Origin of the sequence: Ectopseudomonas guguanensis, assembly GCF_900104265.1 — a bacterium.
Taxonomy (GTDB): domain Bacteria; phylum Pseudomonadota; class Gammaproteobacteria; order Pseudomonadales; family Pseudomonadaceae; genus Aquipseudomonas; species Aquipseudomonas guguanensis.
Map to the genome: position 1 here is coordinate 62,131 of NZ_FNJJ01000007.1, position 23,795 is coordinate 85,925.

Annotated in this window: 22 protein-coding genes and 1 pseudogene; 12 read left to right on the top strand and 11 right to left on the bottom strand. The window is 59.9% G+C overall.

Annotated elements, in window-relative coordinates; genetic code table 11:
- Positions 1-441: 441 nt before the first annotated feature.
- Positions 442-1,185: a class I SAM-dependent DNA methyltransferase gene (locus BLS61_RS11735; protein ID WP_090431017.1), complete on the top strand. Its 744-nt coding sequence runs from the start codon at positions 442-444 to the stop codon at positions 1,183-1,185.
- 124 nt (positions 1,186-1,309) lie between these two features.
- The gene (locus tag BLS61_RS11740; RefSeq protein WP_167358719.1) at positions 1,310-2,323 is read left to right on the top strand and encodes a sterol desaturase family protein; all 1,014 of its coding nucleotides are present in this window, start codon (positions 1,310-1,312) and stop codon (positions 2,321-2,323) included.
- A gap of 42 nt (positions 2,324-2,365) precedes the next feature.
- On the opposite strand, the gene BLS61_RS11745 is transcribed toward BLS61_RS11740, so the two are convergent.
- The gene (locus BLS61_RS11745) at positions 2,366-3,067 is read right to left on the bottom strand and encodes an FMN-dependent NADH-azoreductase (RefSeq protein ID WP_090431021.1); all 702 of its coding nucleotides are present in this window, start codon (positions 3,065-3,067) and stop codon (positions 2,366-2,368) included.
- A 119-nt stretch (positions 3,068-3,186) separates the two neighbouring features.
- On the opposite strand from BLS61_RS11745, the gene gcvA reads away from it, so the two are divergent.
- From gcvA to BLS61_RS23660, 3 genes are all read left to right on the top strand, one after another.
- Positions 3,187-4,086: a transcriptional regulator GcvA gene (gcvA, locus tag BLS61_RS11750; RefSeq protein ID WP_090431023.1), complete on the top strand. Its 900-nt coding sequence runs from the start codon at positions 3,187-3,189 to the stop codon at positions 4,084-4,086.
- 82 nt (positions 4,087-4,168) lie between these two features.
- Positions 4,169-4,393 carry an addiction module protein gene (locus tag BLS61_RS11755; RefSeq protein ID WP_090431025.1) on the top strand — a complete coding sequence of 75 codons (225 nt, stop codon included), beginning with the start codon at positions 4,169-4,171 and terminating at the stop codon, positions 4,391-4,393.
- Positions 4,390-4,545, top strand: a complete 156-nt coding sequence (locus BLS61_RS23660; RefSeq protein WP_167358720.1) for a hypothetical protein — start codon at positions 4,390-4,392, stop codon at positions 4,543-4,545. Before BLS61_RS11755 ends, BLS61_RS23660 begins: the two co-directional genes overlap by 4 nt.
- A 292-nt stretch (positions 4,546-4,837) precedes the next feature.
- Here the strand turns inward: BLS61_RS23660 and BLS61_RS11760 are convergent, their stop codons facing one another.
- The gene (locus BLS61_RS11760; RefSeq protein WP_244157940.1) at positions 4,838-5,056 is read right to left on the bottom strand and encodes a hypothetical protein; all 219 of its coding nucleotides are present in this window, start codon (positions 5,054-5,056) and stop codon (positions 4,838-4,840) included.
- 220 nt (positions 5,057-5,276) lie between these two features.
- Here BLS61_RS11760 and BLS61_RS11765 point away from each other — a divergent pair, with 220 nt between their 5' ends.
- The 3 genes from BLS61_RS11765 to BLS61_RS11775 all read left to right on the top strand — a co-directional run bounded on the left by BLS61_RS11765 (position 5,277) and on the right by BLS61_RS11775 (position 6,561).
- Positions 5,277-5,804, top strand: coding sequence for a DUF421 domain-containing protein (locus BLS61_RS11765; RefSeq protein ID WP_090431027.1), 528 nt, complete (start codon positions 5,277-5,279; stop codon positions 5,802-5,804).
- A gap of 249 nt (positions 5,805-6,053) precedes the next feature.
- Positions 6,054-6,389: a hypothetical protein gene (locus BLS61_RS11770; protein ID WP_090431029.1), complete on the top strand. Its 336-nt coding sequence runs from the start codon at positions 6,054-6,056 to the stop codon at positions 6,387-6,389.
- Positions 6,373-6,561: a DUF1289 domain-containing protein gene (locus BLS61_RS11775; RefSeq protein WP_090431030.1), complete on the top strand. Its 189-nt coding sequence runs from the start codon at positions 6,373-6,375 to the stop codon at positions 6,559-6,561. The genes BLS61_RS11770 and BLS61_RS11775 overlap by 17 nt, the downstream gene beginning before the upstream one ends.
- A gap of 39 nt (positions 6,562-6,600) precedes the next feature.
- Here the strand turns inward: BLS61_RS11775 and BLS61_RS11780 are convergent.
- A pseudogene (locus BLS61_RS11780) lies at positions 6,601-7,124 on the bottom strand (REP-associated tyrosine transposase).
- Positions 7,125-7,439: 315 nt separating this feature from the next.
- Between BLS61_RS11780 and BLS61_RS11785 the strand changes: the two are divergent.
- Entirely contained in the window at positions 7,440-7,952 is a 513-nt protein-coding gene (locus BLS61_RS11785; protein ID WP_090431032.1) for a hypothetical protein, read from the top strand.
- Positions 7,953-8,001: 49 nt separating this feature from the next.
- Here BLS61_RS11785 and BLS61_RS11790 read toward each other — a convergent pair whose 3' ends face one another.
- The 6 genes from BLS61_RS11790 to BLS61_RS11810 all read right to left on the bottom strand — a co-directional run bounded on the left by BLS61_RS11790 (position 8,002) and on the right by BLS61_RS11810 (position 17,076).
- Positions 8,002-8,463, bottom strand: coding sequence for a BRO-N domain-containing protein (locus BLS61_RS11790; RefSeq protein WP_090431034.1), 462 nt, complete (start codon positions 8,461-8,463; stop codon positions 8,002-8,004).
- Positions 8,464-9,011: 548 nt separating this feature from the next.
- Positions 9,012-9,749: a hypothetical protein gene (locus BLS61_RS23440; protein ID WP_139205551.1), complete on the bottom strand. Its 738-nt coding sequence runs from the start codon at positions 9,747-9,749 to the stop codon at positions 9,012-9,014.
- Positions 9,750-10,599: 850 nt separating this feature from the next.
- On the bottom strand, positions 10,600-11,721 hold the full coding sequence (locus BLS61_RS11800; protein ID WP_090431038.1) for a sensor histidine kinase: 1,122 nt from the start codon (positions 11,719-11,721) through the stop codon (positions 10,600-10,602).
- Positions 11,718-12,347: a DNA-binding transcriptional response regulator gene (locus BLS61_RS23445; protein ID WP_139205552.1), complete on the bottom strand. Its 630-nt coding sequence runs from the start codon at positions 12,345-12,347 to the stop codon at positions 11,718-11,720. Before BLS61_RS23445 ends, BLS61_RS11800 begins: the two co-directional genes overlap by 4 nt.
- Before the next feature lie 110 nt (positions 12,348-12,457).
- Positions 12,458-13,708: a ribonucleotide-diphosphate reductase subunit beta gene (locus BLS61_RS11805; protein ID WP_090431040.1), complete on the bottom strand. Its 1,251-nt coding sequence runs from the start codon at positions 13,706-13,708 to the stop codon at positions 12,458-12,460.
- A gap of 458 nt (positions 13,709-14,166) precedes the next feature.
- Complete coding sequence (locus BLS61_RS11810; protein WP_090431042.1) at positions 14,167-17,076, bottom strand: ribonucleoside-diphosphate reductase subunit alpha; 2,910 nt, start codon at positions 17,074-17,076, stop codon at positions 14,167-14,169.
- A gap of 749 nt (positions 17,077-17,825) precedes the next feature.
- Here BLS61_RS11810 and BLS61_RS11815 point away from each other — a divergent pair.
- A complete protein-coding gene (locus BLS61_RS11815; RefSeq protein WP_090431044.1) occupies positions 17,826-18,581 on the top strand; it encodes a winged helix-turn-helix domain-containing protein in 756 nt (251 codons plus the stop codon).
- A 10-nt stretch (positions 18,582-18,591) separates the two neighbouring features.
- On the top strand, positions 18,592-20,199 hold the full coding sequence (locus tag BLS61_RS11820; protein ID WP_090431046.1) for an ATP-binding protein: 1,608 nt from the start codon (positions 18,592-18,594) through the stop codon (positions 20,197-20,199).
- A 238-nt stretch (positions 20,200-20,437) separates the two neighbouring features.
- Here BLS61_RS11820 and BLS61_RS23665 read toward each other — a convergent pair whose 3' ends face one another.
- Positions 20,438-20,590: a hypothetical protein gene (locus BLS61_RS23665; RefSeq protein WP_167358721.1), complete on the bottom strand. Its 153-nt coding sequence runs from the start codon at positions 20,588-20,590 to the stop codon at positions 20,438-20,440.
- 58 nt (positions 20,591-20,648) lie between these two features.
- Positions 20,649-21,353: a 4'-phosphopantetheinyl transferase family protein gene (locus BLS61_RS11825; protein WP_090431048.1), complete on the bottom strand. Its 705-nt coding sequence runs from the start codon at positions 21,351-21,353 to the stop codon at positions 20,649-20,651.
- A 521-nt stretch (positions 21,354-21,874) separates the two neighbouring features.
- On the opposite strand from BLS61_RS11825, the gene BLS61_RS11830 reads away from it, so the two are divergent.
- On the top strand, positions 21,875-23,749 hold the full coding sequence (locus BLS61_RS11830) for an MFS transporter (RefSeq protein WP_090431050.1): 1,875 nt from the start codon (positions 21,875-21,877) through the stop codon (positions 23,747-23,749).
- The last annotated feature ends 46 nt before the right edge of the window (positions 23,750-23,795 follow it).

Here is a 23,795-nt window from a genome sequence, read left to right on the forward strand (position 1 = left end):
TTCTCGATCAGACGATCGGAGCCACCTTCGGCGACGCGGTTTTCGATCAGACGGTCGGAGCCACCTTCGGCGACTACAGGTTGGGCGGAGGAAGCGGCGAATACGTTGGCTGCCAGTACGGAGAAAGCGAAGCTGAGGATGAGTTGGCGTTTCATGATTTTGGTGCTCCAGGGGGGGGTGGTTGGGTCTGGAGCAGATGTTACGCACTGGATTTTCTGGGAGAACTTCATTGGCTTGATGGTGAAAATCGATGCGCCTGATAGCTGGCGAAAGCCCCACGGTAGAGGGCTTCCCGCTGTTTGAAGAGGCGCACCGTCAACGTTGCACAGGCTGCGCCGGACGTGATCGGACCACCGGCACATCGACGGCAGCGATAGTGATTCTGCCCCCGCGCGGCCTGAGCTATGATGCGCGCCCCTCGACTCCCCTTGGCGGGTCATCATGTCCGGCAACGCCCTCTATACCGATCTTTCAGGCTATTACGACCTGATGTGTGCGGACATCGACTACGCCGCGCAGAGCCACTGCGTGCACCGCCTGCAGCAACTGTTCGGCAACGGCGGCAAGCGCCATCTCGACCTAGCCTGCGGCACCGGTCCGCACGTGCGCCATTTTCTCGATGCCGGCTACGCCAGCAGCGGCCTGGACATCAACCAGCCCATGCTCGACCGCGCCGCCCAGCGCTGCCCCGAGGCACGCTTCGCCCGGCAGGACATGTGCGGTTTTCAGGTCGACGAGCCGCTGGATCTGATCACCTGTTTTCTCTACTCCATCCACTACAGCGCCAGCATCGAGCGGCTCAAGGCCTGTATCGCCAGCGTGCATCGTGCCCTGGTGCCGGGCGGGGTGTTCTGCTTCAACGCCGTGGACAAGCAGCGCATCGACAACGCTTCGTTCGTATCCCACAGCGCGCAGCATGGCGAAGGGCACTTCCGCTTCAGCTCCGGCTGGTACTACCGCGGTGACGGCGAACAGCAGGCGCTGCGCCTGCGCATCGAACGCACCCTGGGCGAGCAGAGCGAGATCTGGCACGACGAGCATCCGATGGTGGCGGTGAGCTTCGCCGAGTTGCAGACCCTGCTGGCGCCGTACTTCGAAGTGCAGGTGCTGGAGCACGACTATCAGCGCTTGGCGCAGTGGGATGCCAGCTCCGGCAACGCGCTGTTCGCCTGCAGCAAACGCTGAGCCGGATGCGGCTGTGCTGGCTAACGCTGTGCTGGCAAAAGGTGCGTTTAAGTAACTATTCTCATTTGCCAAAGCATCATTCTTGCTTATCATTCCGCCACTTTTGCCGGGGGAGGCTGGAGTGATGCAAGAGCTGTCGCTGGCAGCTAATCCATTGACCGAGCTGCTGGCCGTCGTGATCAGGCAGTTTCAGGGGCTTTTCGACCTCAACGGGCGTATCGGCCTGGTCTTCATCCTGCTTTCCTACAGCGTGGCCTATCTGCTTTATCGCCGGCGTCGCGTGAGCAGCGGTATTGCATCGTTCTGGCAGTTCATCGGTGGGCGCCAGGTGCTGCTGCATCCCTCGGCGCTGCTCGACTACCGCTACTACTTCGTCCGTGCACTGCTGCGCGTGCTGCTGATCGTGCCGGTTATCGGCCTGGTCGACCCCTACTTGCTGCATTCGGCCGACTACATGGCTTTCTTCACCAACCTCTGGGGCGCCCGGCCGCAACTGGGTGAGAACCTTGGCCTGAGCCTGCTCTACGGCCTGGGCGTGTTCCTGATCAACGACTTCGCCAGCTACTGGACGCACCGCGCCTTCCACTCGCGCTGGCTGTGGGAGTTCCACAAGGTTCACCACGTCGCACCCGTACTGGTGCCGCTTACCGCCAGTCGTGTGCATGTCGTGGAAAAACTCGCCGACAGCCTGCTGACGCTGGTACTGCTGGGCGCCTACTCCGGGACGTTCTGGTACCTGTGCGGCGGCGAGATCAGCCGCTACACGCTGTTCGGCGTGACCTACCTGGTGTTCATCTTCAACTGCCTGGCGGCCAACCTGCGCCACACGCACATCTGGCTCTCCTTCGGGCCCAGGCTGGAACACCTGCTCAACAGTCCGGCGCAGCATCAGATCCACCACAGTGATGCCCCGCACCACTTCCACAAGAACTTCGGCACCAACCTGTCGATCTGGGACTGGATGTTCGGCACCCTCTACACCACCACGCACACCCCGGAGCCGCTCAGCTTCGGCACCGCCGAACGCGATGCGCATCGCTACCAGAGCCTGTACAGCCTGATCGTGCTGCCTTTCATCGACACTGCGCGCAAGGCGCTACAGAGCATCGAAGGGCGAAGCCTGCGCCGCAGGGCGTAACGCGGGTGGCGCCGCGGCCATCCACGCGAAGCCCTCGCATCGTCACGCCGGCTGTGCGACGCGTTCGGCCTGCACGGAGCGTTGCAGTTCTGCCACCAGCGCATCGACCTTGCTCAGCCCCTGCCTGACCGACTCGGCAAGCAGTTCGCCGCCGACTTCCTGACCTTCGATGGCGATCTGGTGCACGCGGGTGAGCCCGATGAAACCGAGCGCGGTGATCAGATTCGGCTCCAGATGGTTCATGTGCGCCATCTCGCCACCGGCATCGAAGCCGACACCGCCGCGCGCCGTGAGGATCACCACATGGCGTGGCCGGTCGGCCAGCTTGGGCACATAGGGATCGAGCGGGTTGCTGTCGTCCATCTCCACGGTGCGGCCGGGGCGCACCACCTGATCGATCCACGCCTTGAGCGCGGCGGGCATGCCGAAGTTGTACAGCGGCGTGCCGATCACCAGCACGTCGGCGGCGATCAGTTCGTCCACCAGGCGATCACTCTCGGCCAGGGTGTCGCGCATCCAGGCCTCACGCTGCGGCTCGGGGGTAAAGGACGAGGCGATCCAGTCATGGCTGATGATCGATGGCGGGTTCTGGCCGATGTCGCGATAGGTGACGACGTCCTGCGGACGGCGTGCCTGCCACTGGCTGACGAAGCGATGGCTGAGGTTGCGGCTGTGCGAGCCGTGTTCATCCTTGCCGGCAAGGCCGGGGCGGGCGCTGGCATCGAGATGCAGAATATGGGTCATGGCGAGTCTCCTGCTTGAATTTCTATTCATCTGTGAAAAGCTGCAGGGACAGGCTAAGTTCGCCCATATGTGACGACAAACGATCAATATTTTCTTAAACAGATGAGGAAAATTCAGCTATGAGCCGGCGCAGACTACCCCCGCTATCTGCCTTGCGCGCCTTTGAGGCGGCGGCTCGTCATGAGAGCGCCAAGCAGGCCGCGGAGGAACTCTCCGTCACCGCCACGGCGATCAGCCACCAGATCCGTGCGCTGGAAGAATCCCTCGGCGTCGCACTGTTTCTACGCAAACCCCGCAAGCTGGAACTGACCCTGGCCGGGCGCGAACTGCAGCAGGTGCTGGAAAGCGCCTTCGACAGCATCGGCGCTGCGGTCGATCGGCTCAGCGCCGCACCGCGCCGGCATGCGGTCACCCTCAGCACCACGCCCGCAGTGGCAGTGCGCTGGCTGCTGTCCTGGGTCTGCCTGCTGCGCGATTCCCACCCGGATATCGACCTGCGCATTCATGCCTCGCACGAGCCGGTGGCGCTCGACGGCGTCACCGCCGATATCGCCATTCGCTACGGCGATGGCCGTTGGCCCGGGCTGGTGGCGGAAAAACTCTTCGACAACACCTTCATTCCGGCCTGCAGCCCGCTGCTGGGGCTGCACGATGCCGCCGACTTGCCCCGGCACACGCTGATTCACTTTCGCAACCAGGCAGTGATTTCCTCACCCCTCGATTGGGCCGTCTGGCAGAAGCAGGCCCAGGTGCCGGGGCTGGATGTCGCTGCCGGGTTGGTCTTCTCTGACGAGACCCACGCCGTCTCGGCCGCCGTCGGCGCTCAGGGCGTGGCGCTGATGAGCCGGCAACTGATCGAGGACGAGCTGACGGCGGGGCGTTTGGTTCAGCCTTTCGGGCCTGAGCTGGAGGGCAAACCGTTCTTTCTGGTGTACCCGGAAAGCCGGCGCAATGACCCGAGCATTCAGGCCGTGCGCGAGTGGATTCTGACGGTGCCGGGTGGGATGTGTTCGGTGTGACGACTGTTCAAGGGGCCATAGCCATGGCACCTGCTAAGCATCCGTGCCAAGATTTGCCGGTAAACAAGCGAGAGGTGAGGCCATGGATCTGCAGAAGATCGAGGATGAAGCCCTGCATCTTTCAAAAAAGGAGCGGGCACAGCCGATCCAGCGTCTGGTCTTGAGTCTGGATGCCCCTTCGGAAGACGAACTGCGCTCAGACTGGTTGCTTGAAGCACAGCGGCGTGCACAAGAACTTGATAGTGGCTCGATTCAGGCGGTGTCGGGCGACGAGGTCATGAAGAAGGCCAGAGCCCTGATTCGATGAAGTATTTTTTCCACCCGGCAGCGGAAGCCGAGTTTCTGGAGTCAGTCGGTTATTACGAATCGAAGGTTCCAGGATTAGGTGGGGCATTAATCAATGAGTTTCAGGCCTTGGCTACATTGATTGATAAATCACCCCAGCGCCTGGCAGGTTGAACTTGAGCCAGATATTCGCAGCGTCTCCCTTCAACGTTTTCCGCTATCGATCATCTACCGGCCAAAGCCTGACGGCTTCCAGGTGTTGGCCGTTGCCCATCACCGTCGGCGCCCGCAGTACTGGCTTGGCAGACTTTGATGCGTCCTTTGGCTGACCGATGCGGCCCATCGCATCGGTTTCGTTGATGCGCGCGTGGGTTTTGGCTGTCACAGAGCCACGGCGAGTGCTTCTGACGATGCGTGAGGGGCGGCAGCCAGGATGGATTGTCTCGTTCAGCATTTGGCGCAGCGGTTATTCGCTATGGAGCTGGCCTGCACGATAGTAGGCATCCCACAGCTTGTTGCGGAATTTGTTGCTTGGGTCGACGCGCCTTTTCAGCGCGAAGAACGCTTCGGCGCGCGGATAGGCTGCGAGGAACTGCTCACGGCTGGCGTGGATTTGATACGGCAGGTAGTAGCTGCCCTGGTGGGCGATGGCGAGGTCGATAAGCTGCCTTGTCCAGTTGGCCACGGCGGCGCGCTCGCCGGGCGAGACGCCCTGGCGGTAGGTGAGAGAGGGGGAACATTCGGGGAAAGCTCCGCGGGGCTGGGTGTGGAGCAGAATTGTAACCTGCGGCCGTGTTCACCCGCCTGCATGCGTGTCAGCGCGACACCGCCTGCATTGATCAGGAAGAAATCACAGCACCGTTGTCGTAGTTCGTATGCAGCCAACTTGAAAAAGGACAACAGTGATGGATGGGATGTTTTTCGATAACGGGCAGGTACTCATCAGAACAGTGACGGTGGGGCTGCTGGCCTATATCTGCCTGGTTGCCTTCCTGCGCCTTTCGGGCAGGCGCACTCTCTCCAAGATGAATGCCTTCGATCTGGTCGTGACCGTCGCCCTCGGCTCGACCTTCGCCACTATCTTGCTCAACAAGGATGTTTCCCTGGCTCAGGGCGCGCTGGCTATGGCTTTGCTGATCGGCCTGCAGTTTATCGTCACCTGGACCAGTGTTCGGGTCGGCTGGGTTCGCCGCCTGGTCACCGGGGAGCCGGCGCTGTTGTTTCACCATGGTCAGTTCCTGCGTAGCGCCATGCGGGCTGCCCGCGTTACCGAGGACGAGGTGCGGTCGGCTATTCGCGCTGCGGGAATCGAAACGGTCGCCAATGTGGCCGCGGTCGTCCTGGAGACCGATGGCTCGTTCAGTGTGGTGAGGGAAGAGCGCAGCGAAGGCGAGTCGAGCCTGGCGCGTGTTGGCAGGCCGGATGCGCCCTAGACGGGAAACACCCTACCGAGAGCCAGGCCTGGCTCAGGTAGGCTCTGAGCCTGTAGGCATGCGGCGGATCGGCGGCCGAGTCGTCGTGAGTAAAGTTAACCGGGTTTTGCACGTTGCCATGCTCCGCTAGAGACCGCAGCCGCTGACACTCTGCGCCACGAGCGCCAGCGCCGCTCCATCAACCTGGCCTCGGCCTGTAGTGCCTCGGGTAACATGGCGTCGCAGCGCATACCGAGCCAGAGGAGCCTTATGTCATCGCCGAAACGAAAACACGCAGGCATCGAGCGCGAGCTGATCCGCACCCTGACCTTTGCCTGCGAAACGGCGAAAAGCGAAATCGTCGGCTTCCAGTGGCTGACCCATGAGGTGGACTACGAGCGTTTTCCACAGAGCCTGCTCGTGACCTGGATGTTCGACAGCGAGGCGAGCAGGGCGCGCTCACTCGCCAGTTCGGACAAGGCGAGAATGCTGGAACTGACGCTGGCCGCTTTCGATGAAGTGGGCATCAGCGTTTCCAGCATCGCTGAACACGTGGCGTTCTCGGTCGAGCGACCGGCAAGGGGCAAGCGTGGCCAAGGACATTGAGAGCCCCTGCGTGTCGCTGTGTCAGCTCAACGGCGAGTTGTGCGTCAGCTGTGGACGCACGCGCGAGGAAATCCGCAAATGGCGGGGCATGAAACGGCCCGAGAAGATGGCCACCGTGCAGAAGGCCGCGGCGCGGATGAAGGCGATTGCCAGGAAGAAAGGTAAAGGTTAGTAGGGTGGATGGCGCTTCTTTCATCCACCATCGGGTCGCTCACTCACCATAACCACCCTCGACCTGCTCCGGCACCCCACACCAATCTGCTGGGTAAATGCCTTGCGCCACTGCCCGATGGAATAGGGCCAATCCGCCAGCCGTGCCACATGGCCGTGTTTGAGCGGGTTGTAGTGGATGTAATCGAAGTGGCGCTGGTAATCGCGTTCGTCACGGATCAGATGTTCCCAGTAGCGCCTTTGCCAAATACCACGCTCACGCCTGTTCTGTTGGTTGGCGCTTAGCATTTCGGTGGCGGGTAGGCGTTTGCTGAAAGCGAACTTGATGACCTTCCAGCGCAGGGCGAAGTCGGCGTCGCCAGACGGAAGTGTCCACAGGCAATGCATGTGCTCGGGCAGCACCACCCAGGCATCGATATGGAAGGGGTGACGGGTTTTGGTGGCGCGCACCGTCTCGCGCAGCAAGTCGATTTCGCGGATCAGCAGATCGCTGGTGCGATCGCGCAGGTTGACGGCGAAGAAGTAGGTGGCGCCAGCCACGCGGGCGCGTCGGTAATTGGGCATTGCGGCTCGTCCTTGAGCGATGGTTGTATCTGAACCATGGTGGACAAGCTTCGCGTTGTCCACCCTACACCCGGTATATCGGCGATCCGTAGGGTGGATGACGCTCTTTTCATCCACCGTCAGCGGTCGTCCGGGCTACTCGCTCCGTGGCTGAATTCGGGGAACGTTGGTCTGTCGGTAGTGGGCCAGACGTCAACCATGTCATGGATATCAACCACTACAACGCGCGGGATATGTTTTGTAACCCCATGGCGGAAGGACTATCTGCTGAGGATTACATCTTCGAATCCGTTGTGAGCTACATGAGGCGGTAGGATGTTCAGGTTCTTTCTGATTGGTCTGGTACTTCTGGGTAGCGGTTGTGCCAAGGGGCATGGCAAGCCGATTGCTGCTTTGCATTACGATTCGATTAGCGCTCAAGCAGACGCTCGCTTCTATGATTTGCGGTTCCGCTCGGATGTCGATCTGCTCAATTTGTTTGGCCCTGGAGAGGGCTTCGTAGGCGGAATGATGTACTGCGCCCTGGACGATGATGTGGATTTCTCGGTCGGGCACTTCATGAAGACGTTGGCCTCTGGTTTCGTCGAGCGCGATACCCGGCATGAAGGCGGGGATGGCTTTGCATTTGTGGCTGCCTTGTCTTTCAACGAGACCCTCGATGAAGGCACAACTACGCGAGCATTGGGTGACGAAGCGATTCGTTCGCTGATCGCTAACAAGGGCTCCATTCCCTGCCAGTACGTGGCGACCGTCTATGGCGCCAAACCCTATCACTCTGGAGCCTTTCAGGTACCCAGCGCCGATATCCGGCGCGAGCTGGACAAGTAGCACGTAAGGTGGATGACCTTCTGACCATCCACCCTCTGAGTGGCGCTGGTTACGCAGGCCGGTAAGGTATCCAGGTATCGCCTTGCCAATGCAGAAGCGACAGCCCCTGACGGTTCTCGCGCCTCGGGCGTCGCTCGGTAGCCTGTTCGGCTTCGCGCAGCATCGGCACCACGTCGGCGGTGATCCAGCGGCGGATGCAGCGGTTTTCCGGGTGGTAGTAGTGGATCAGCGCGGCATAGACGCCGGATTCGCTGATCAGCCTTGTCGTCTCCGGTTGGCCGTGGGTGTTTAGCACCACGGCATCGAGTAGTTGGTCAGCGTCGAGTGTGCGCGTGGCGCGTTCGTCCAGATGCGGTTGGCCGATCAGCCGACCAAGATCCGTTGCGCAGAACCAGCATTGCTGTTCGAGCAGCAGGGCGCGTAGTTGCCTGCGGTGGCGGGTGAAGGTTTGCGGGATCAGGATTTCGCCCGCAAGGGCGGGTATAGCGGGGGATGCGGATTGGGTAGGCATATCCATTACCTCAATGGAATACACCGCTGCTTTCGGGAGCAGTTTTGCCGCTGCGTGAAGCGTTTCTTAGGCGCTGTGGCTCAGGGTAGAGGTGTGATTGTGGGTGGTCAATGGCGTACGGGGCGTAGGGTGGATGGCGCTTTTCATCCACCATCAGCGGTTGTACGGGTTACTTGCTGCTAGTTGCTAACGACAACATGCCCTATCCACATACGTTTTATTGCCGTTCCGATTGATGTAATAGCAGCCTCCCTTAGGGCCTTGCTGCAGTGAGGCTCCCGCCGGGCCGCAGCCTTTCGCGTACGATTGTTGAGGCAGTGACAACATCGCCACACCTAAAAGTAAAGCCATGACTAGTGGTAGTGTAGATGCGGGAGCCAGTAATCTTGCGAACTGACCTAGCGAAATCTTCATTCTTTTCCAATCCTTTGTTGTCTCAGCTGACGGCTAGTTGCAGCCGAGTTTGTATCGGCTGCATTGCTTTGATCATGAGTCAAGTGGTCTGTAGCGCATAGCGTTACGCAGGTATTCCTGCGAGCATTGATCAATCAATCTTGGGCGTCCGTATTGGTTGCGGAGGGGAGCAATGTCTCTATCCGATAATCCTTGAGAGGATATACCGATGCTTTTTCGCCAAGGTAGAGTGCGATGCGTTCGCTTGAAGAGTCGATCAGAAAGCCTCGGGCGATTTCGCTTTCTCCATCCATAAGGCGGACGCAATATTCGCTACGTTTTTTTACGTGCTCGCATCCAGTCCTGAACTTCAAGACGCTTCTCTCGATTGATATCTGAGCTGCTTTATATCCGGTGTAGGCGGGTGCAATCAAAAAGATGTTAGCTGCTAGAGGTATGGCTAGGATTATTGTTGTTATGCCGGCTGAAATTGCAGGGATAGATATGGCGAGCGCCAGTGACTTGTTCTTGGGTTTGGTGGTGTTGGACTTGTTGGGACGCGAAAGCCAGGATAGGATGAAGATATAAGCTACAAGCAGGGTTGTTGTAATTAGAAGGAATGAAACTATTTTTAAGTCAGTTATGATGTTCACCCAGTTGCTGCATATTTGCAAGAGTGCTATGTAGGCATAGGTAAAGTAATCTGCTGTTGATTTTTCAAATAGCCCTGAGCCAATGTTGAAATGTCCTGCCCATGTTTGATGGTACGTTACACCTATCAAGTAAGTTGTAGAGTAAATAAGTGCGCCAAGGGTTGGCGTCAAGAATATCCAGAAAGCTTTCGTGAAAACTGACTCAGAATTGGTCGGGGAATCTATATTGGTTTTATCCATTAATCACTGCTCCTTTTTTCCATCGTTCGATATGGCGGTCTCTGATAATGCGTGAATCCTCCACTAATGTGGTGATTTTCACACCGGTTCCGCTCTTACAGCGGCTCACTTTTGGCAAAAGCCCCAAAAGTAAGCAAAAGGTCTTTGCCCCTACCATCCGGCCCGACTTCGTCGGGTTCCCTCGCTCCATCGTTGCTCCAGGGGCACGCCGCGAAGGGCCATCCCTGGCCCATCGCGGCTCTCGCGGCATCCATGCCGCTCAACCCCTTGACTCGCTTCGCTCGCCCTCCGGGCCAGCCTGCGGCTGTTACTTCGCTGCGCTTCGTTTCACAACGATTCCACTCGGCCTCCTGACGGGGCGTTTGGCGTCGCCTATGCGATTGGTGTTCCCAAAACATTAAAGAGCCAGAGCATCGCGGCAACGCCGCGATGCTCTGGCTCTTTAAGCTCTGCTCTTGTTTGTTGCTTTGCCTTTCACAAAACGCTCATGCACCGCGATCCCGAATCCCGTCAGGAGGCCGAGTGGAGGTGCTGTGGAGAGGGGCGTTTGGCATGGATGCCAAACGAGGAGTGATGGGCCAGGGATGGCCCTTCGCGACGACCCTCGGAACAGCGCCGGAGCGAGGGGAGTTTCGCGCAGCGAAACCCGGATGTCGGGCGCGCTTTCTCTTTGGTTACTTTCTGCGCGAGCAAAGAGAAACGGAGCGCAGCGGAGTAACAGCCGAAGGCTGGCCCGAAGGGCGAGCGAAGTGAGTCAAGTGACTCGCCGTAAGGGCGAAAAGGGTCATGGACGGCGCCGGTTAATCGTGGTCTGTCCTCGATTATCCGTATCCCGATTATCCGATAATTCTTACTTCCACGAGTTGGTAGGTATTCTTATTGTGAAAGTTGTCCAATGGCCTTGTCTTTCTTTTAGATGCGCGTCTTGTTCGACTTCAATAATTGTTCCAATACGCTTTGCTATTAGCTGTGAAATATAAAGGCCGTAGCCAGCACCTTCTTCTTGTGTTTTGATTGCATCTTTAGCACGTTTGAAAGGTTGGAATATTAGCTCTCTCTCGTTATCTAGTATTCTTGGGCCGTATGATCCTACCGAAAAAAGAATATGGTCTAGCTCGTCGGAAATGTATATTTCTACTTTACCTGATTTCTTTGAGTATTTTTGAGCGTTATCGAGAAAAGTTTGAATTATTACTGATATGGCCTCAGGGTTAGCTAGTATATTTTTATGACTGGTTCCGCTAACTGTAGGTAATATGCCTTTTTTTCTAAAGGTGTCGTTATAAAGTTTTATGTACTTTAAGGCGAGTCCGTGGAATCTGAATAAGCTTGTCTCACTTTCTCTTGTTATCCAGTCTGGATTAAGGAGATATTTGGCAACATTGAGCTTTTCTTGTAAGAATTTGCTTGCCCAGTAAATTGCTTGTTCTTGTTGTGTTGCGTGTTGTATTTTTTGCTCTAGGTCTTGTCCGGGGTATCGTGTCTCTATTATTACGTTTATATTTTGAGATATTGTGGCATTTATTTGTTTGTAATCATGGACGAAGGAAAGTCCTTTTAAGATATCTTGTTTGATTTCGTTGATGAATTCGTCTTTAAAGGATTCATTGTTTAGGAATTCGTCTCGTGCTGAGTTTTTTTGTTCTTGTTGGGTTACTGAGAGCTTCGTGGATTTATATCTTAATGTGGCTGCCTGGCTAGTGACTAGATGAAGACTAATTGTTTGGTTTTTTTCATTTCTTAGATTTTTTGACTTTGCTTTGGATGAGGATGAATGGTCTGTGCAAATAAAGCCTGCCAATGTGATGTCGTTTACAGTTAAAAAATTGTACCCATAAGAACAAAGCATGATGGCACTATTCTTTTCCTGGCACTCATTTGTTTTGCAGTCTTTGCACTTTTGCGGCCATCTTATAAGCTGGCCGTCATGCTTGACTTTATGGATTATGTGAGGCAGTGCTAGTTCTGTCATAGTGAGGCTATTGCTACTGCGGTTTGTATGATGGCTAGTATGAATTGACCATCTTCTTTGGATAGGCCTTTCAATGCGTTATTAGAAAGCTCAATCTTGCCGCTGATTATAGAGCTTCTGGCTGCTTGAATTATTTTTTGTTTTTCTGTGGGGTTCAATCCCTTGATTCTTTCAATTTTTTCAATATAAAAATTTGGATTAAATCTCTGGATTAGTAGGTTGTCTACAATACGTTTAAATTCTACGTAGTCTTGGCTTTTTGCTAGCTTGCTATCTGCTAAGTCAAAGAATCCTTGGTATTTTAACGACCAGTCAGCGTTCGAAAATGCAATAACAATTTGAGCGGGTGATTTTTCTCTGATGTGCTTTAGTATTCCAAAACCCTCTTCCTCCGACTCATTTTGTCCTACGCCTTGAATGTCAAGAAGTATTAAATCGAAGTAATTATTTTCGAGTTGTTCTAGATTTTCTACATCATCCCACTTCTCAATTGTGTATCCATCCCTTTTGAAAAGAGGGGCATAAGCAAATTCGCTGTCGTCTATTACTAAGATCTTAGCCCGCTTTTTTATTTCCTCTAGGGAAGGTTGGGTATAGGTCTTTTGTTTTTTAAAAGGCCAGAACATGAAAACTCCAAAAATAAGAAGCCCCGCACTAGGCGGGGCTTTTTATTTAAGCTTCAAGCCCAACATCCATGGCAGGTGTAGGGTCAATCTACTCTGATGTCAGCGAGCCATCAATCCCAGCTCAACGCCCCACCAGTCTGATACTCGATCACGCGGGTTTCGAAGAAGTTCTTCTCCTTCTTCAGGTCCATGATCTCGCTCATCCACGGGAAGGGGTTGGTGGTGCCCGGGTACTCTTCCTTCAGGCCGATCTGGGTCAGGCGGCGGTTGGCGATGAACTTGAGGTAGTCCTCCATCATCGCTGCGTTCATGCCCAGTACGCCGCGCGGCATGGTGTCACGCGCGTATTCGATCTCCAGCTGGGTGCCCTGCAGGATCATCTGGGTCGCTTCGTCCTTCATCTGGGCGTCCCACAGGTGCGGGTTCTCGATCTTGATCTGGTTGATCACGTCGATGCCGAAGTTCAGGTGCATGGACTCGTCACGCAGGATGTACTGGAACTGCTCGGCGGTGCCGGTCATCTTGTTGCGGCGGCCCATGGAGAGGATCTGGGTGAAGCCGCAGTAGAAGAAGATGCCTTCCAGTACGCAGTAGTAGGCGATCAGGTTCTTGAGGAACTGACGGTCGGTTTCCGGGGTGCCGGTGTTGAAGTTCGGGTCGGAGATCGAGCGGGTGTACTTCAGGCCCCAGGAGGCCTTCTTCGCGACGCTCGGGATCTCGTGGTACATGTTGAAGATCTCGCCTTCATCCATGCCGAGGGACTCGATGCAGTACTGGTAGGCGTGGGTGTGGATCGCTTCCTCGAAGGCCTGGCGCAGGATGTACTGGCGGCACTCGGGGTTGGTGATCAGGCGGTACACGGCCAGTACCAGGTTGTTGGCCACCAGGCTGTCGGCGGTGGAGAAGAAGCCGAGGTTGCGCATGACGATGCGGCGCTCGTCTTCGGAGAGACCGTCGGTGCTCTTCCACAGCGCGATGTCGGCGTTCATGTTCACTTCCTGCGGCATCCAGTGGTTGGCGCAACCATCCAGATACTTCTGCCAGGCCCAGTCGTACTTGAAGGGTACGAGCTGGTTGAGGTCGGCGCGGGCGTTGATCATCTGCTTGTCGCCGACCTGTACGCGCGCGGCGGCGCCTTCGAGGTCGTCCAGGCCTTCCTGGATGTCGAGGTCGTTCAGGGCTTTCTTGGCGCGGGCGACGGCGTCGGAGTCGCTGGCGTCGACGGCGCGGGCCTGCTCGACCGAGCCGGCAGCTTCGCTGTCGAGCTTGTCGAAGTTGGTGCCGGCGCTCTGTGCGTTGGCTTTGCTTGCGGCGACTGCTTCTGCGCCGTCTTCCTTGTCGAATTCATCCCAGCTCAGCATGGCTTGGCTCCTGCGTGAGGGCCGGTTAACGAACCGGCCTGTATGGATATACAGATAATTTGAATTATGTTCCGTTGCGTGATGCGCGCAAGGGTAAACGGGTACCACTGGTCAGCAGGCGGTGGATTGCTGGCTGACCTTTGCCACTCGACCCGGAGGAGGAGGGGCGGGAATTGGTGAGAGGGGTAGGGCTCGGGTAGGAGCGGATTTATCCGCGAGCTTCGCGGTTGAAGCCGCTCCTACAAAAGCCTTGCCCTCTCCCTAGCCCTCTCCCGCAAGCGGGAGAGGGGACTGATCAGTGTGTTGCTCTAGCTTTCTATCCAACCCTTCGAGCGTGTAGCTGAGCGAGTAGTCGCAAGGCACCTGCTGGAGTGGAGCCCCTGAGCGTACGCATGTACGTGATGGGGGCCGCTCTAGCAGGTAACGCCGCGAATGCCGCTCAGATCCACGCGAAAGCCTTACTGACAAGCCTCGCAGTCGGGCTCATCGATGGCGCAGGCTTTCGGTACGGGCGCCGGGGCCGAAGCAGCCTGCTGGGCAGGGGCCTGGGCCTTGGCCGAGAAGCCTTCGTCGCCACCGGCGGAAACCGCGTTGAGCTTGCCGGTGTTGATGGTGGACTTCTCGGTGCTGGTGGCAGCCAGGGCACGGAGGTAGTAGGTGGTTTTCAGGCCACGGTACCAGGCCATGCGGTAGGTCACGTCCAGCTTCTTGCCCGAGGCGCCGGCGATGTACAGGTTCAGCGACTGAGCCTGGTCGATCCACTTCTGGCGACGGCTGGCAGCGTCGACGATCCACTTGGTTTCCACTTCGAAGGCGGTGGCGTACAGGTCTTTCAGGTCCTGCGGGATGCGCTCGATCTGCTGCACGGAGCCGTCGTAGTACTTCAGGTCGTTGACCATGACCGGGTCCCACAGGCCGCGGTTCTTCAGGTCGCGAACCAGGTAGGGGTTGATCACGGTGAATTCGCCGGAGAGGTTCGATTTCACGTACAGGTTCTGGTAGGTCGGCTCGATGGACTGCGACACGCCAATGATGTTGGAGATGGTCGCGGTCGGCGCGATGGCCATGATGTTCGAGTTACGAATACCTTTCTTCACGCGCTCGCGGATCGGCGCCCAGTCCAGCGACTCGGACAGGTCGACGTCGATGTACTTCTGGCCACGGGCTTCGATCAGGATCTGCTGCGAGTCCAGCGGCAGGATGCCCTTGCTCCACAGCGAACCTTCGAAGGTTGAGTAGCTGCCACGCTCTTCGGCCAGGTCGCAGGAAGCCTGGATGGCGTAGTAGCTGATGGCTTCCATCGACTTGTCGGCGAACTCGACGGCGGCGTCGGAGCCATAGGGGATGTGCTGCAGGTACAGGGCGTCCTGGAAGCCCATCAGGCCGAGGCCGACCGGACGGTGCTTGAAGTTGGAGTTACGCGCCTGGTCGACGCTGTAGTAGTTGATGTCGATGACGTTATCGAGCATGCGCACGGCGGTCTTCACGGTGCGGCCGAGTTTCTCGATGTCCAGCTTGCCATCGACGATGTGGTTGACCAGGTTGACAGAACCCAGGTTGCAGACGGCGATCTCGTCCTTGTTGGTGTTCAGGGTGATCTCGGTGCACAGGTTGGAGCTGTGTACCACGCCCACGTGCTGCTGCGGGCTGCGCAGGTTGCACGGATCCTTGAAGGTCAGCCAGGGGTGGCCGGTCTCGAACAGCATCGAGAGCATCTTGCGCCACAGGTCCTTGGCCTGGATGGTCTTGTACAGCTTGATCTTGCCGTACTCGATCAGGGCTTCGTAGTACTCGTAGCGTTCTTCGAAGGCCTTGCCGGTCAGGTCGTGCAGGTCCGGCACTTCGGACGGGCTGAACAGGGTCCACTTGCCGTCTTCGAAGACGCGCTTCATGAACAGGTCCGGAATCCAGTTGGCGGTGTTCATGTCGTGGGTACGGCGACGGTCGTCACCGGTGTTCTTGCGCAGCTCGAGGAATTCCTCGATGTCCATGTGCCAGGTTTCCAGGTAGGCGCAGACCGCGCCCTTGCGCTTGCCGCCCTGGTTGACCGCCACGGCGGTGTCGTTAACCACTTTGAGGAAGGGCACGACGCCCTGGGATTTGCCGTTGGTGCCCTTGATGTAGGAGCCCAGCGCGCGCACCGGAGTCCAGTCGTTGCCCAGGCCGCCGGCAAACTTGGACAGCATGGCGTTGTCGTGGATGGCGTTGTAGATGCCCGACAGGTCGTCCGGTACGGTGGTCAGGTAGCAGGAGGACAGCTGCGGACGCAGGGTGCCGGCGTTGAACAGGGTCGGGGTCGACGCCATGTAGTCGAACGAGGACAGCAGGTTGTAGAACTCGATGGCGCGGTCTTCGCGGTTCTTCGGCTCTTCGATGGCCAGGCCCATGGCCACGCGCATGAAGAATACCTGCGGCAGTTCGAAGCGGATGCCGTCCTTGTGGATGAAGTAGCGGTCGTACAGGGTCTGCAGGCCCAGGTAGGTGAACTGCTGGTCGCGCTCGTGATCGATGGCGCGGCCCAGTTTCTCCAGGTCGAAGGTCTTCAGCTTGGCGTCCAGCAGCTCGAACTCCACGCCTTTTTCGACGTAGGCGGGCAGGGCCTTGGCGTACAGCTCGGCCATCTCGTGGTGAGTGGCGCTGCCAGCGATGTTGAGGAAGGTCAGGGCCTCGGCGCGGATGTTGTCCATCAGCAGGCGGGCGGTGACGTAGCTGTAGTTCGGCTCACGCTCGACCAGGGTACGGGCGGTCATCACCAGGGCGGTGTTGACGTCCTTCTCGGCCACGCCGTCGTAAAGGTTCTTCAGGGTTTCGCGCTCGATTAGCGAACCATCGACCTCGGCCAGGCCTTCGCAGGCTTCCTTGATGATGGTTTGCAGGCGGCCCATGTCCAGCGGCTGCAGCTCGCCGGCGGCGGTGGTGATGCGGATGCTCGGGTGCGGCTGGGCGATTTCACTGCCGGCACCGGCGCTCTTGCGCTTGGCGGCCTGGGCTTCTCGGTAGATCACGTAGTCGCGGGCGACTTTCTGCTCGCCGGCGCGCATCAGGGCCAGTTCGACCTGGTCCTGAATCTCTTCGATGTGGATGGTGCCGCCGGAGGGCATACGGCGCTTGAAGGTGGCGGTGACCTGCTCGGTCAGGCGCGCGACGGTGTCGTGGATACGCGACGAGGCGGCAGCGGTACCGCCTTCTACTGCGAGGAAGGCCTTGGTGATGGCGACGGTGATCTTGTCATCGGTGTAGGGGACGACAGTGCCGTTGCGCTTGATCACACGCAGCTGGCCGGGTGCGGTGGCAGCCAGATCCTGGGAGGATTCGGCGGCCTGCGGCGCGGCGGCCTGCGGGTTCTCGCGAGTAGTGTCGGTATGCATGGAGATCTCCGTGTTCTGTAATTTTTGGTTGGACGTCACGATTGGAAATCGTGCCCTGTCCGCCGTTCATTCCATTAACAACTCAAGCCGCACGCGGCAGCGGGGCCGGGCACGGGGTGTCGCAAGAGCGGGCAGGTGGGCACGACTTCAAGTGCCGTCCTGGCGCATAAGTCACAGCGGGGTATTACCACACCCCGCCTACTACATATAGTGGTCGACAGGCGGACAAGACCGCTGTCTGACCGGCTCACGCGCAGCGCCTGGCGTTGCGACGTGGCTGTAACCCAGGCCAGGCCTGGGTTAGGGTGAAACGGTTGCTCGGAACATCTGGAAAACCCTGTGAAAAGGGCTTGCGCGATTCATTCTTTTTGTGTCCGGTTTTTTGTGGCAACCCAATATCTGGTAGGTGCCGCGCGATGGGGATACAAGATAGTGCGCTGTTGGAGGCATTGCAAGGCGCTAGAAAAATAACAACCTGTGGATAAGGTGTGGGTGCCTTGTGGGTCTGAACAGCCTAGCCCGCGTGTTTTCTGGCTCTGGCTGAAGATGACCGTTCGTCGCCCCTGAAGGAAGCTTTTCCGCCTGTTGGCGAAGCCGTTCGGCGGCGCACAGACTACCACTATATATAGTGCTTTTGGCATGTGCTGTGCTTGACTTGGCGCGCCGGTTTGCCGCTCGCGCCCGGAGGCGCAGAGCCCCTAGAATGGCTGCCGTATTTGCGGCTTGCCGGTATGCAAAGGGGAGAGGGTGTGGAACAAGAAGCGTGGCAGATTCTGATCGTCGAGGATGACCAGCGCCTGGCGCAGTTGACCCGCGAGTATCTGGAGGGCAACGGCCTGCGCGTGGCCATCGAGGCCGATGGTGCCCGCGCCGCAGCGCGGATTCTCACCGAGCAGCCGGACCTGGTGATGCTCGACCTGATGCTGCCGGGCGAGGACGGCCTGAGCATCTGTCGCAAGGTGCGTGGCGGCTACAAGGGGCCGATCCTGATGCTCACTGCGCGTACCGACGACATGGATCAGGTGCTGGGCCTGGAGATGGGGGCCGATGATTACGTGTGCAAGCCGGTGCGCCCACGCGTGCTGCTGGCGCGCATCCGCGCGCTGCTGCGCCGCCGCGAGGGTGGCGAGAGCGAGCGTGACGAGGGCCAGCCGCGGCGCCTGCAGTTCGGTGCGCTGGCTATCGACAGTGCCATGCGCGAGGCCTGGCTGGGCGAGCAGGGCATCGAGCTGACCAGCGCCGAGTTCGACCTGCTGTGGCTGCTGGCGGTCAACGCCGGGCGCATCCTGTCGCGAGAGGAAATCTTCAATTCCCTGCGCGGCATCGAGTACGACGGTCAGGACCGCTCCATCGACGTGCGCATCTCGCGTATCCGACCGAAGATCGGTGATGACCCGATGCATCCGCGGATGATCAAGACGGTGCGCAGCAAGGGCTACCTGTTCGTCGCCGAGGCCGCCGAGGCGCTGCCGTTCGCTGATGCGCCGCCGCTGTTGCGCGATTGATCGGGCGGCCATGAACTCGATCTTCCTGCGCATCTATGGCGGCATGCTCGCCGCGCTGGTACTAGTGGCGCTGCTGGGCGTCGGCACGCTGCACCTGGTCAACGAGGTGCGCGGCGACCAGTACCGCGAAGGCCTGGCGCGCGGCACCTTCCGTCTGATGGCGGACAACCTGCTGCCGATGAACGAGGTGGAGCGCAAGCGCGCCCTGGTGGTGTGGTCGCGCCTGCTCGGCATCCCGCTGGAGCTGCAGGCCCTGAGCGACGTGGCGCTGGACAGCAGCGAGCGCAATCGCCTGCAGCGCGGCCACGTGCTGGTGCGCCAGACCGGCCCGCATTCGGCCAAGGTCTATGGCCTGCTCGACGGCAAGCAGCCGCTGCTGCTGACGGGCGAGATCCAGCAGATCAGCGAGCAACTGGCGCGGGCCACCAACTACCTGCTGATCGACGAGCTGATCCGCTACCCGGTGAGCGAGCAGCCACGGCGTCTGGACGAACTGAAGGCGGCCAAGCAGTTCGGTTTCGACCTGCGGCTGGTGCGGCTCGCGGATGCCACCCTCGACCTCGACCAGCGCCGGCGTATCGACGAGGGCGATACGGTGATGGCGCTGGGCAAGGGCGGCGACTCCATCTACGTGTTCTCCGGCATCGTCGATACGCCCTGGGTGCTGGAGATCGGCCCGCTGTACCAGATGAACCCCTATCCGCCGCAGCTGCTGGTGCTGATCGGTGCGCTGGGCCTGAGCCTGATCGGGCTGATCGTCTATCTGCTGGTGCGCTCGCTGGAGCAGCGCCTGCGTGCCCTGGAAAGTGCCGCCACGCATATCGCCAGTGGCCGCCTGGATGCCCGCGTGCCGACGCGCGGTGCCGACTCGGTGGGGCGCCTGGCCAGCAGCTTCAACGCCATGGCCGAACACCTGCAGACCTCCCTGAACACGCAGCGCGAGCTGGTACGGGCCGTGTCCCACGAGCTGCGCACGCCTGTGGCGCGCCTGCGCTTCGGCCTGGAAATGATCGCCGATGCACCGAACGACAGTGCTCGACGCAAATACATGGAAGGCATGGACAGCGATATCCAGGACCTCGACAAGCTGGTCGACGAGATGCTGACCTATGCGCGCCTGGAGCAGGGCTCGCCGGCGCTGAACTTCCAGCAGGTGGAGCTCAAGGGGCTGATCGATCAGGTGATCGACGAGCTGGCGCCGCTGAGCAACAAGGTGCGCGTGGAGTGTGGCGCGGTGCTCAGCGTGCAGGCCGACGGCGCCTGCTGGGTCGAAGCCGAGCCGCGCTATCTGCACCGGGCGCTGCAGAATCTGGTGAACAACGCCATGCGCTACGCCGAAGGGCGGGTGCTGATCAGCTGTCAGGTCGGTTACAAGCGCTGCCGTATCGATGTCGAGGACGACGGGCCGGGCGTGCCTGAAGAGGCCTGGGAGCGGTTGTTCAGCCCCTTCCTGCGCCTTGACGACAGCCGCACGCGGGCATCCGGCGGGCACGGGCTGGGCCTGTCGATCGTGCGCAGGATCATCTACTGGCACGGCGGTCGCGCGCAGATCGGCCGCAGCGAAAGCCTCGGCGGCGCGCGTTTCAGCCTGGTATGGCCGCGGCGGCAGGGCGATTAGGCTCGATGCGCATGGTGCACCCCGCCCCGTAGGGTGCGCCGCGCGCACCGGATTATCCGCGTATGGCGGGGTGTAGGATCACGCCGCCACCGCCACCAGGCTGAGTCTGGGGCGCCTGACTGCAATCCGGGGCTGGCCGGCTACCTGTTCCCGGATTTCCGGGCTACGCCGCGACCGCCGCCTGCATCGTAGGGTGCGCCGCGCGCACCGGATTATCCACGCATGCCGGGATGTAGGGTTACGCCGCCACCGCTACCAGGCTGAGCACCTTGCCGTCGAACAGCCCGAACTGACCGTCCAGTTCTTGCCAGTGCTGTGGCCCGACTGCAATCCAGGGCTGGCCGGCCACCTGTTCCCGGATTTCATCCGGGCTACGCCGCGACCGCCGCATGCATCGTAGGGTGCGCCGCGCGCACCGGGTTATCCGCGTATGGCGGGGTGTTGCATGATCACGCCGCCACGGCCACCAGGCTCAGCACCTTGCCCTCGAACAGCACGAACTGACCGTCCAGCTCGGCGCCTGAGCGCCAGTGCGTGTTGAGGTCGATCAGCAGGCGCAGGCGCGCGCTGTCCTGATCGAACTCCAGTAGCTCGGCGTCGTGGAAATAGAAGCGCGTCAGGGTCAGCGGATAGAGCGCCTTGAACAGGCTTTCCTTGAGCGAGAAGGTCAGGCTGATACGCGCTGCGCGGGCTTCGTCATCCAGCGCCTGCAGCCGTTGCACTTCGGCGGGGGTGAGGATCTCGTCCTGCAGACGCAGGGCGCGGGCGGCGGGCAGCAGGCGTTCGACGTCCATGCCCAGAGCGCGCCATCGAGTGTCAGGCGCGACCAGCGCTGCGGCCCAGTTGTCGCCATGGGTGATGGAGCCGACCACGCCAGACGGCCACTGCGGCGCGCGGTCCGCGCCGACTGCCGGCACGCCGGGCTGGCCGGTCACGCGGCGCAGCGCTTCGCGCGCACACAGGCGCCCGGCCAGGTATTCGGCCTGACGCTTGGCCACGCCACGCACCGGAGCGATGGCGCAGCGAGCGAAGTCATCCTCCATGAGCAGCGCCGGATCGAAGCGCGTGCTGATCAGCTGCGCGCCGGCCAGGGGGCGCGGTAGCGGGTCGTGATCGTCGAGGGGGCTGCAGCAGGCGGGGTGGTAGGCGTTCATGGGCGTGATTGTGCCGCGGCCGGGACCGCCTGGTCACCCGGCGTTTACATTTCTTTGCAGGCAGTTAACAAAGCTAAACGGACGCTGCCCCTGGCTTTTGTCAGACTGCTAGGGCATTCCCTAGGGAATGCAGGTGAGGTTGTAGCCGGTGCGAGGCACTGGCGTTTTCTCCGAGTTCGAGAACGGTAGCCCGATTGGGCTGCCGTTTTTTTTGCGCTGCGGAATGTGTGGGGGCGTGCCGGGAGCGTGGATTTTCCAGCATGACCAGGCTGCGTAGGGTGCGCCGTGCGCACCAGGGATTCGGCGGGGGCTTGGTGCGCGCGGCGCACCCTACGGGGTCGAGGTCGTCGGACGTGGGAGACGCTTCAGCGGCGAGCTTTTTGCGGTTGCTGTCGCGGCTGAAGCTCCTCCCACGAAGGGGGGAACCGCCAAGACGTTCGCATTTGCCCTGTGGCTTTCGGCGGGGCAATTGCAGTCAAATGCCTGTGCGGGCAAACCCGACCCCGCGAGGACCATGGACGATGACCCAACAATCGCAATTCGCCCTGCTCGGCAAGAAGCGCTTTCTGCCGTTTTTCGTGACGCAATTGCTTGGCGCCTTCAATGACAACATCTTCAAGCAGTCGCTGATTCTCGCCATCCTGTTCAAGCTCAACACCGGCGTCGACCGCGATCTGCTGGTCAATCTCTGCGCGCTGCTGTTCATCCTGCCGTTCTTTCTGTTCTCTGCTCTCGGTGGGCAGTTCGGCGAGAAATTCGCCAAGGACGCGCTGATCCGCAAGATCAAGCTGGCCGAGGTGTTCATCATGCTCGCCGGCGCCGCCGGGGTGTTGCTCGACAGCCTGCCGCTGATGCTCGCCGTGCTGTTCGCCATGGGCACGCAGTCGGCGCTGTTCGGCCCAGTGAAGTACTCGATCCTGCCGCAGCATCTGAAGGACGAGGAACTGGTCGGCGGCAACGCCCTGGTGGAGATGGGCACCTTCCTGGCGATTCTGGCCGGCACCATCGGCGCCGGGATCATGATGGCCAGCAGCAGTTACGCGCCCATCGTTGCCGGCTCGGTGGTCGGTGTGGCGCTGCTCGGCTACCTGGCCAGCCATGGCATTCCGCGCGCGGCGGCGGCGATGCCGACGCTGCCGCTGGACTGGAACATCTTCCGTCAGTCCTGGGTGATCATGAAGCTTGGCCTGGGCCAGCGTCCGGCGGTGTCGCGCTCGCTGGTGGGCAACTCCTGGTTCTGGTTCCTTGGCGCGATCTACCTGACGCAGATTCCGGCCTATGCCAAGGAATGGCTGCATGGCGACGAGAGCGTGGTGACGCTGATCCTCACCGTGTTCTCGCTCGGCATCGGCCTTGGGTCGATGCTCTGCGAGCGCATGAGCGGGCACAAGGTGGAGATCGGCCTGGTGCCGTTCGGCTCCATCGGCCTGACCCTGTTCGGCATGCTGCTTTGGTGGTTCTCCGGCGGCTTCCCGCAGGGCGCCACGCCGCATGACTGGCTGGCGCTGCTGGGCCATGGCCAGGCCTGGTGGATTCTCGGCTGCATTCTCGGCATCGGTCTGTTCGGCGGCTTCTACATCGTGCCGCTGTATGCGCTGATCCAGTCGCGCACCGCCGAGCACGAGCGGGCGCGGGTGATCGCCGCCAACAACATCCTCAACGCGCTGTTCATGGTCGCCTCGGCCATCGTCGCGATCCTCTTTCTCAGCGTCGCCGGGCTGTCGATTCCGCAGCTGTTTTTGGCCATCTCGCTGATGAACGTGGCGGTCAACAGCTACATCTTCAAGATCGTCCCCGAATTCAGCATGCGCTTTCTCATCTGGCTGCTGGGGCATTCGATGTACCGGGTGGAGCACAAGGGGCTCGATGCCATTCCCGACGAGGGTGCGGCGGTGCTGGTGTGCAATCACGTGTCCTTCGTCGATGCGCTGCTGATCGGCGGGGCGATACGGCGGCCGGTGCGCTTCGTCATGTATTACAAGATCTACGATCTGCCGGTGCTCAATTTCGTCTTCCGCACTGCCGGTACGGTGCCGATCGCCGGGCGCAGCGAGGACCTGCTGATCTACGACGCGGCGTTCAAGAAGATCGCCGAGTACCTGCGCAACGGCGAGCTGGTGTGCATCTTCCCTGAGGGCAAGCTGACCGGCGATGGCGAGATCGACGAGTTCAAGGCTGGTGTCGAGCGCATCCTCGAGGAGAACCCGGTGCCGGTGATCCCCATGGCGCTGCAGGGCCTGTGGGGCAGCTTCTTCAGCCGCGATCCGCACAAGGGTCTGTTCAAGCGCTTCTGGTCGCGGGTGTGCCTGGTAGCCGGAACGCCGGTAGCGCCGGAGCAGGCCAAGCGCGAGGCGTTGCAGGCGCAGGTGGCGGAGTTGCGCGGCGACTGGCGATAGCGAACGGTCGTGTGGGAGGGGCTTCAGCCGCGATTCGCCGCTGAAG

Coding starts and splice junctions, on each gene's coding strand:
- BLS61_RS11735 (WP_090431017.1), top strand. CDS start 442: ATGTCCGGCAACGCCCTCTATACCGATCTTTCAGGCTATTACGACCTG.
- BLS61_RS11740 (WP_167358719.1), top strand. CDS start 1,310: ATGCAAGAGCTGTCGCTGGCAGCTAATCCATTGACCGAGCTGCTGGCC.
- BLS61_RS11745 (WP_090431021.1), bottom strand. CDS start 3,067: ATGACCCATATTCTGCATCTCGATGCCAGCGCCCGCCCCGGCCTTGCC.
- gcvA (WP_090431023.1), top strand. CDS start 3,187: ATGAGCCGGCGCAGACTACCCCCGCTATCTGCCTTGCGCGCCTTTGAG.
- BLS61_RS11755 (WP_090431025.1), top strand. CDS start 4,169: ATGGATCTGCAGAAGATCGAGGATGAAGCCCTGCATCTTTCAAAAAAG.
- BLS61_RS23660 (WP_167358720.1), top strand. CDS start 4,390: ATGAAGTATTTTTTCCACCCGGCAGCGGAAGCCGAGTTTCTGGAGTCA.
- BLS61_RS11765 (WP_090431027.1), top strand. CDS start 5,277: ATGGATGGGATGTTTTTCGATAACGGGCAGGTACTCATCAGAACAGTG.
- BLS61_RS11770 (WP_090431029.1), top strand. CDS start 6,054: ATGTCATCGCCGAAACGAAAACACGCAGGCATCGAGCGCGAGCTGATC.
- BLS61_RS11785 (WP_090431032.1), top strand. CDS start 7,440: ATGTTCAGGTTCTTTCTGATTGGTCTGGTACTTCTGGGTAGCGGTTGT.
- BLS61_RS11790 (WP_090431034.1), bottom strand. CDS start 8,463: ATGCCTACCCAATCCGCATCCCCCGCTATACCCGCCCTTGCGGGCGAA.
- BLS61_RS23440 (WP_139205551.1), bottom strand. CDS start 9,749: ATGGATAAAACCAATATAGATTCCCCGACCAATTCTGAGTCAGTTTTC.
- BLS61_RS11800 (WP_090431038.1), bottom strand. CDS start 11,721: ATGACAGAACTAGCACTGCCTCACATAATCCATAAAGTCAAGCATGAC.
- BLS61_RS23445 (WP_139205552.1), bottom strand. CDS start 12,347: ATGTTCTGGCCTTTTAAAAAACAAAAGACCTATACCCAACCTTCCCTA.
- BLS61_RS11805 (WP_090431040.1), bottom strand. CDS start 13,708: ATGCTGAGCTGGGATGAATTCGACAAGGAAGACGGCGCAGAAGCAGTC.
- BLS61_RS11810 (WP_090431042.1), bottom strand. CDS start 17,076: ATGCATACCGACACTACTCGCGAGAACCCGCAGGCCGCCGCGCCGCAG.
- BLS61_RS11820 (WP_090431046.1), top strand. CDS start 18,592: ATGAACTCGATCTTCCTGCGCATCTATGGCGGCATGCTCGCCGCGCTG.
- BLS61_RS23665 (WP_167358721.1), bottom strand. CDS start 20,590: ATGCGGCGGTCGCGGCGTAGCCCGGATGAAATCCGGGAACAGGTGGCC.
- BLS61_RS11825 (WP_090431048.1), bottom strand. CDS start 21,353: ATGAACGCCTACCACCCCGCCTGCTGCAGCCCCCTCGACGATCACGAC.
- BLS61_RS11830 (WP_090431050.1), top strand. CDS start 21,875: ATGACCCAACAATCGCAATTCGCCCTGCTCGGCAAGAAGCGCTTTCTG.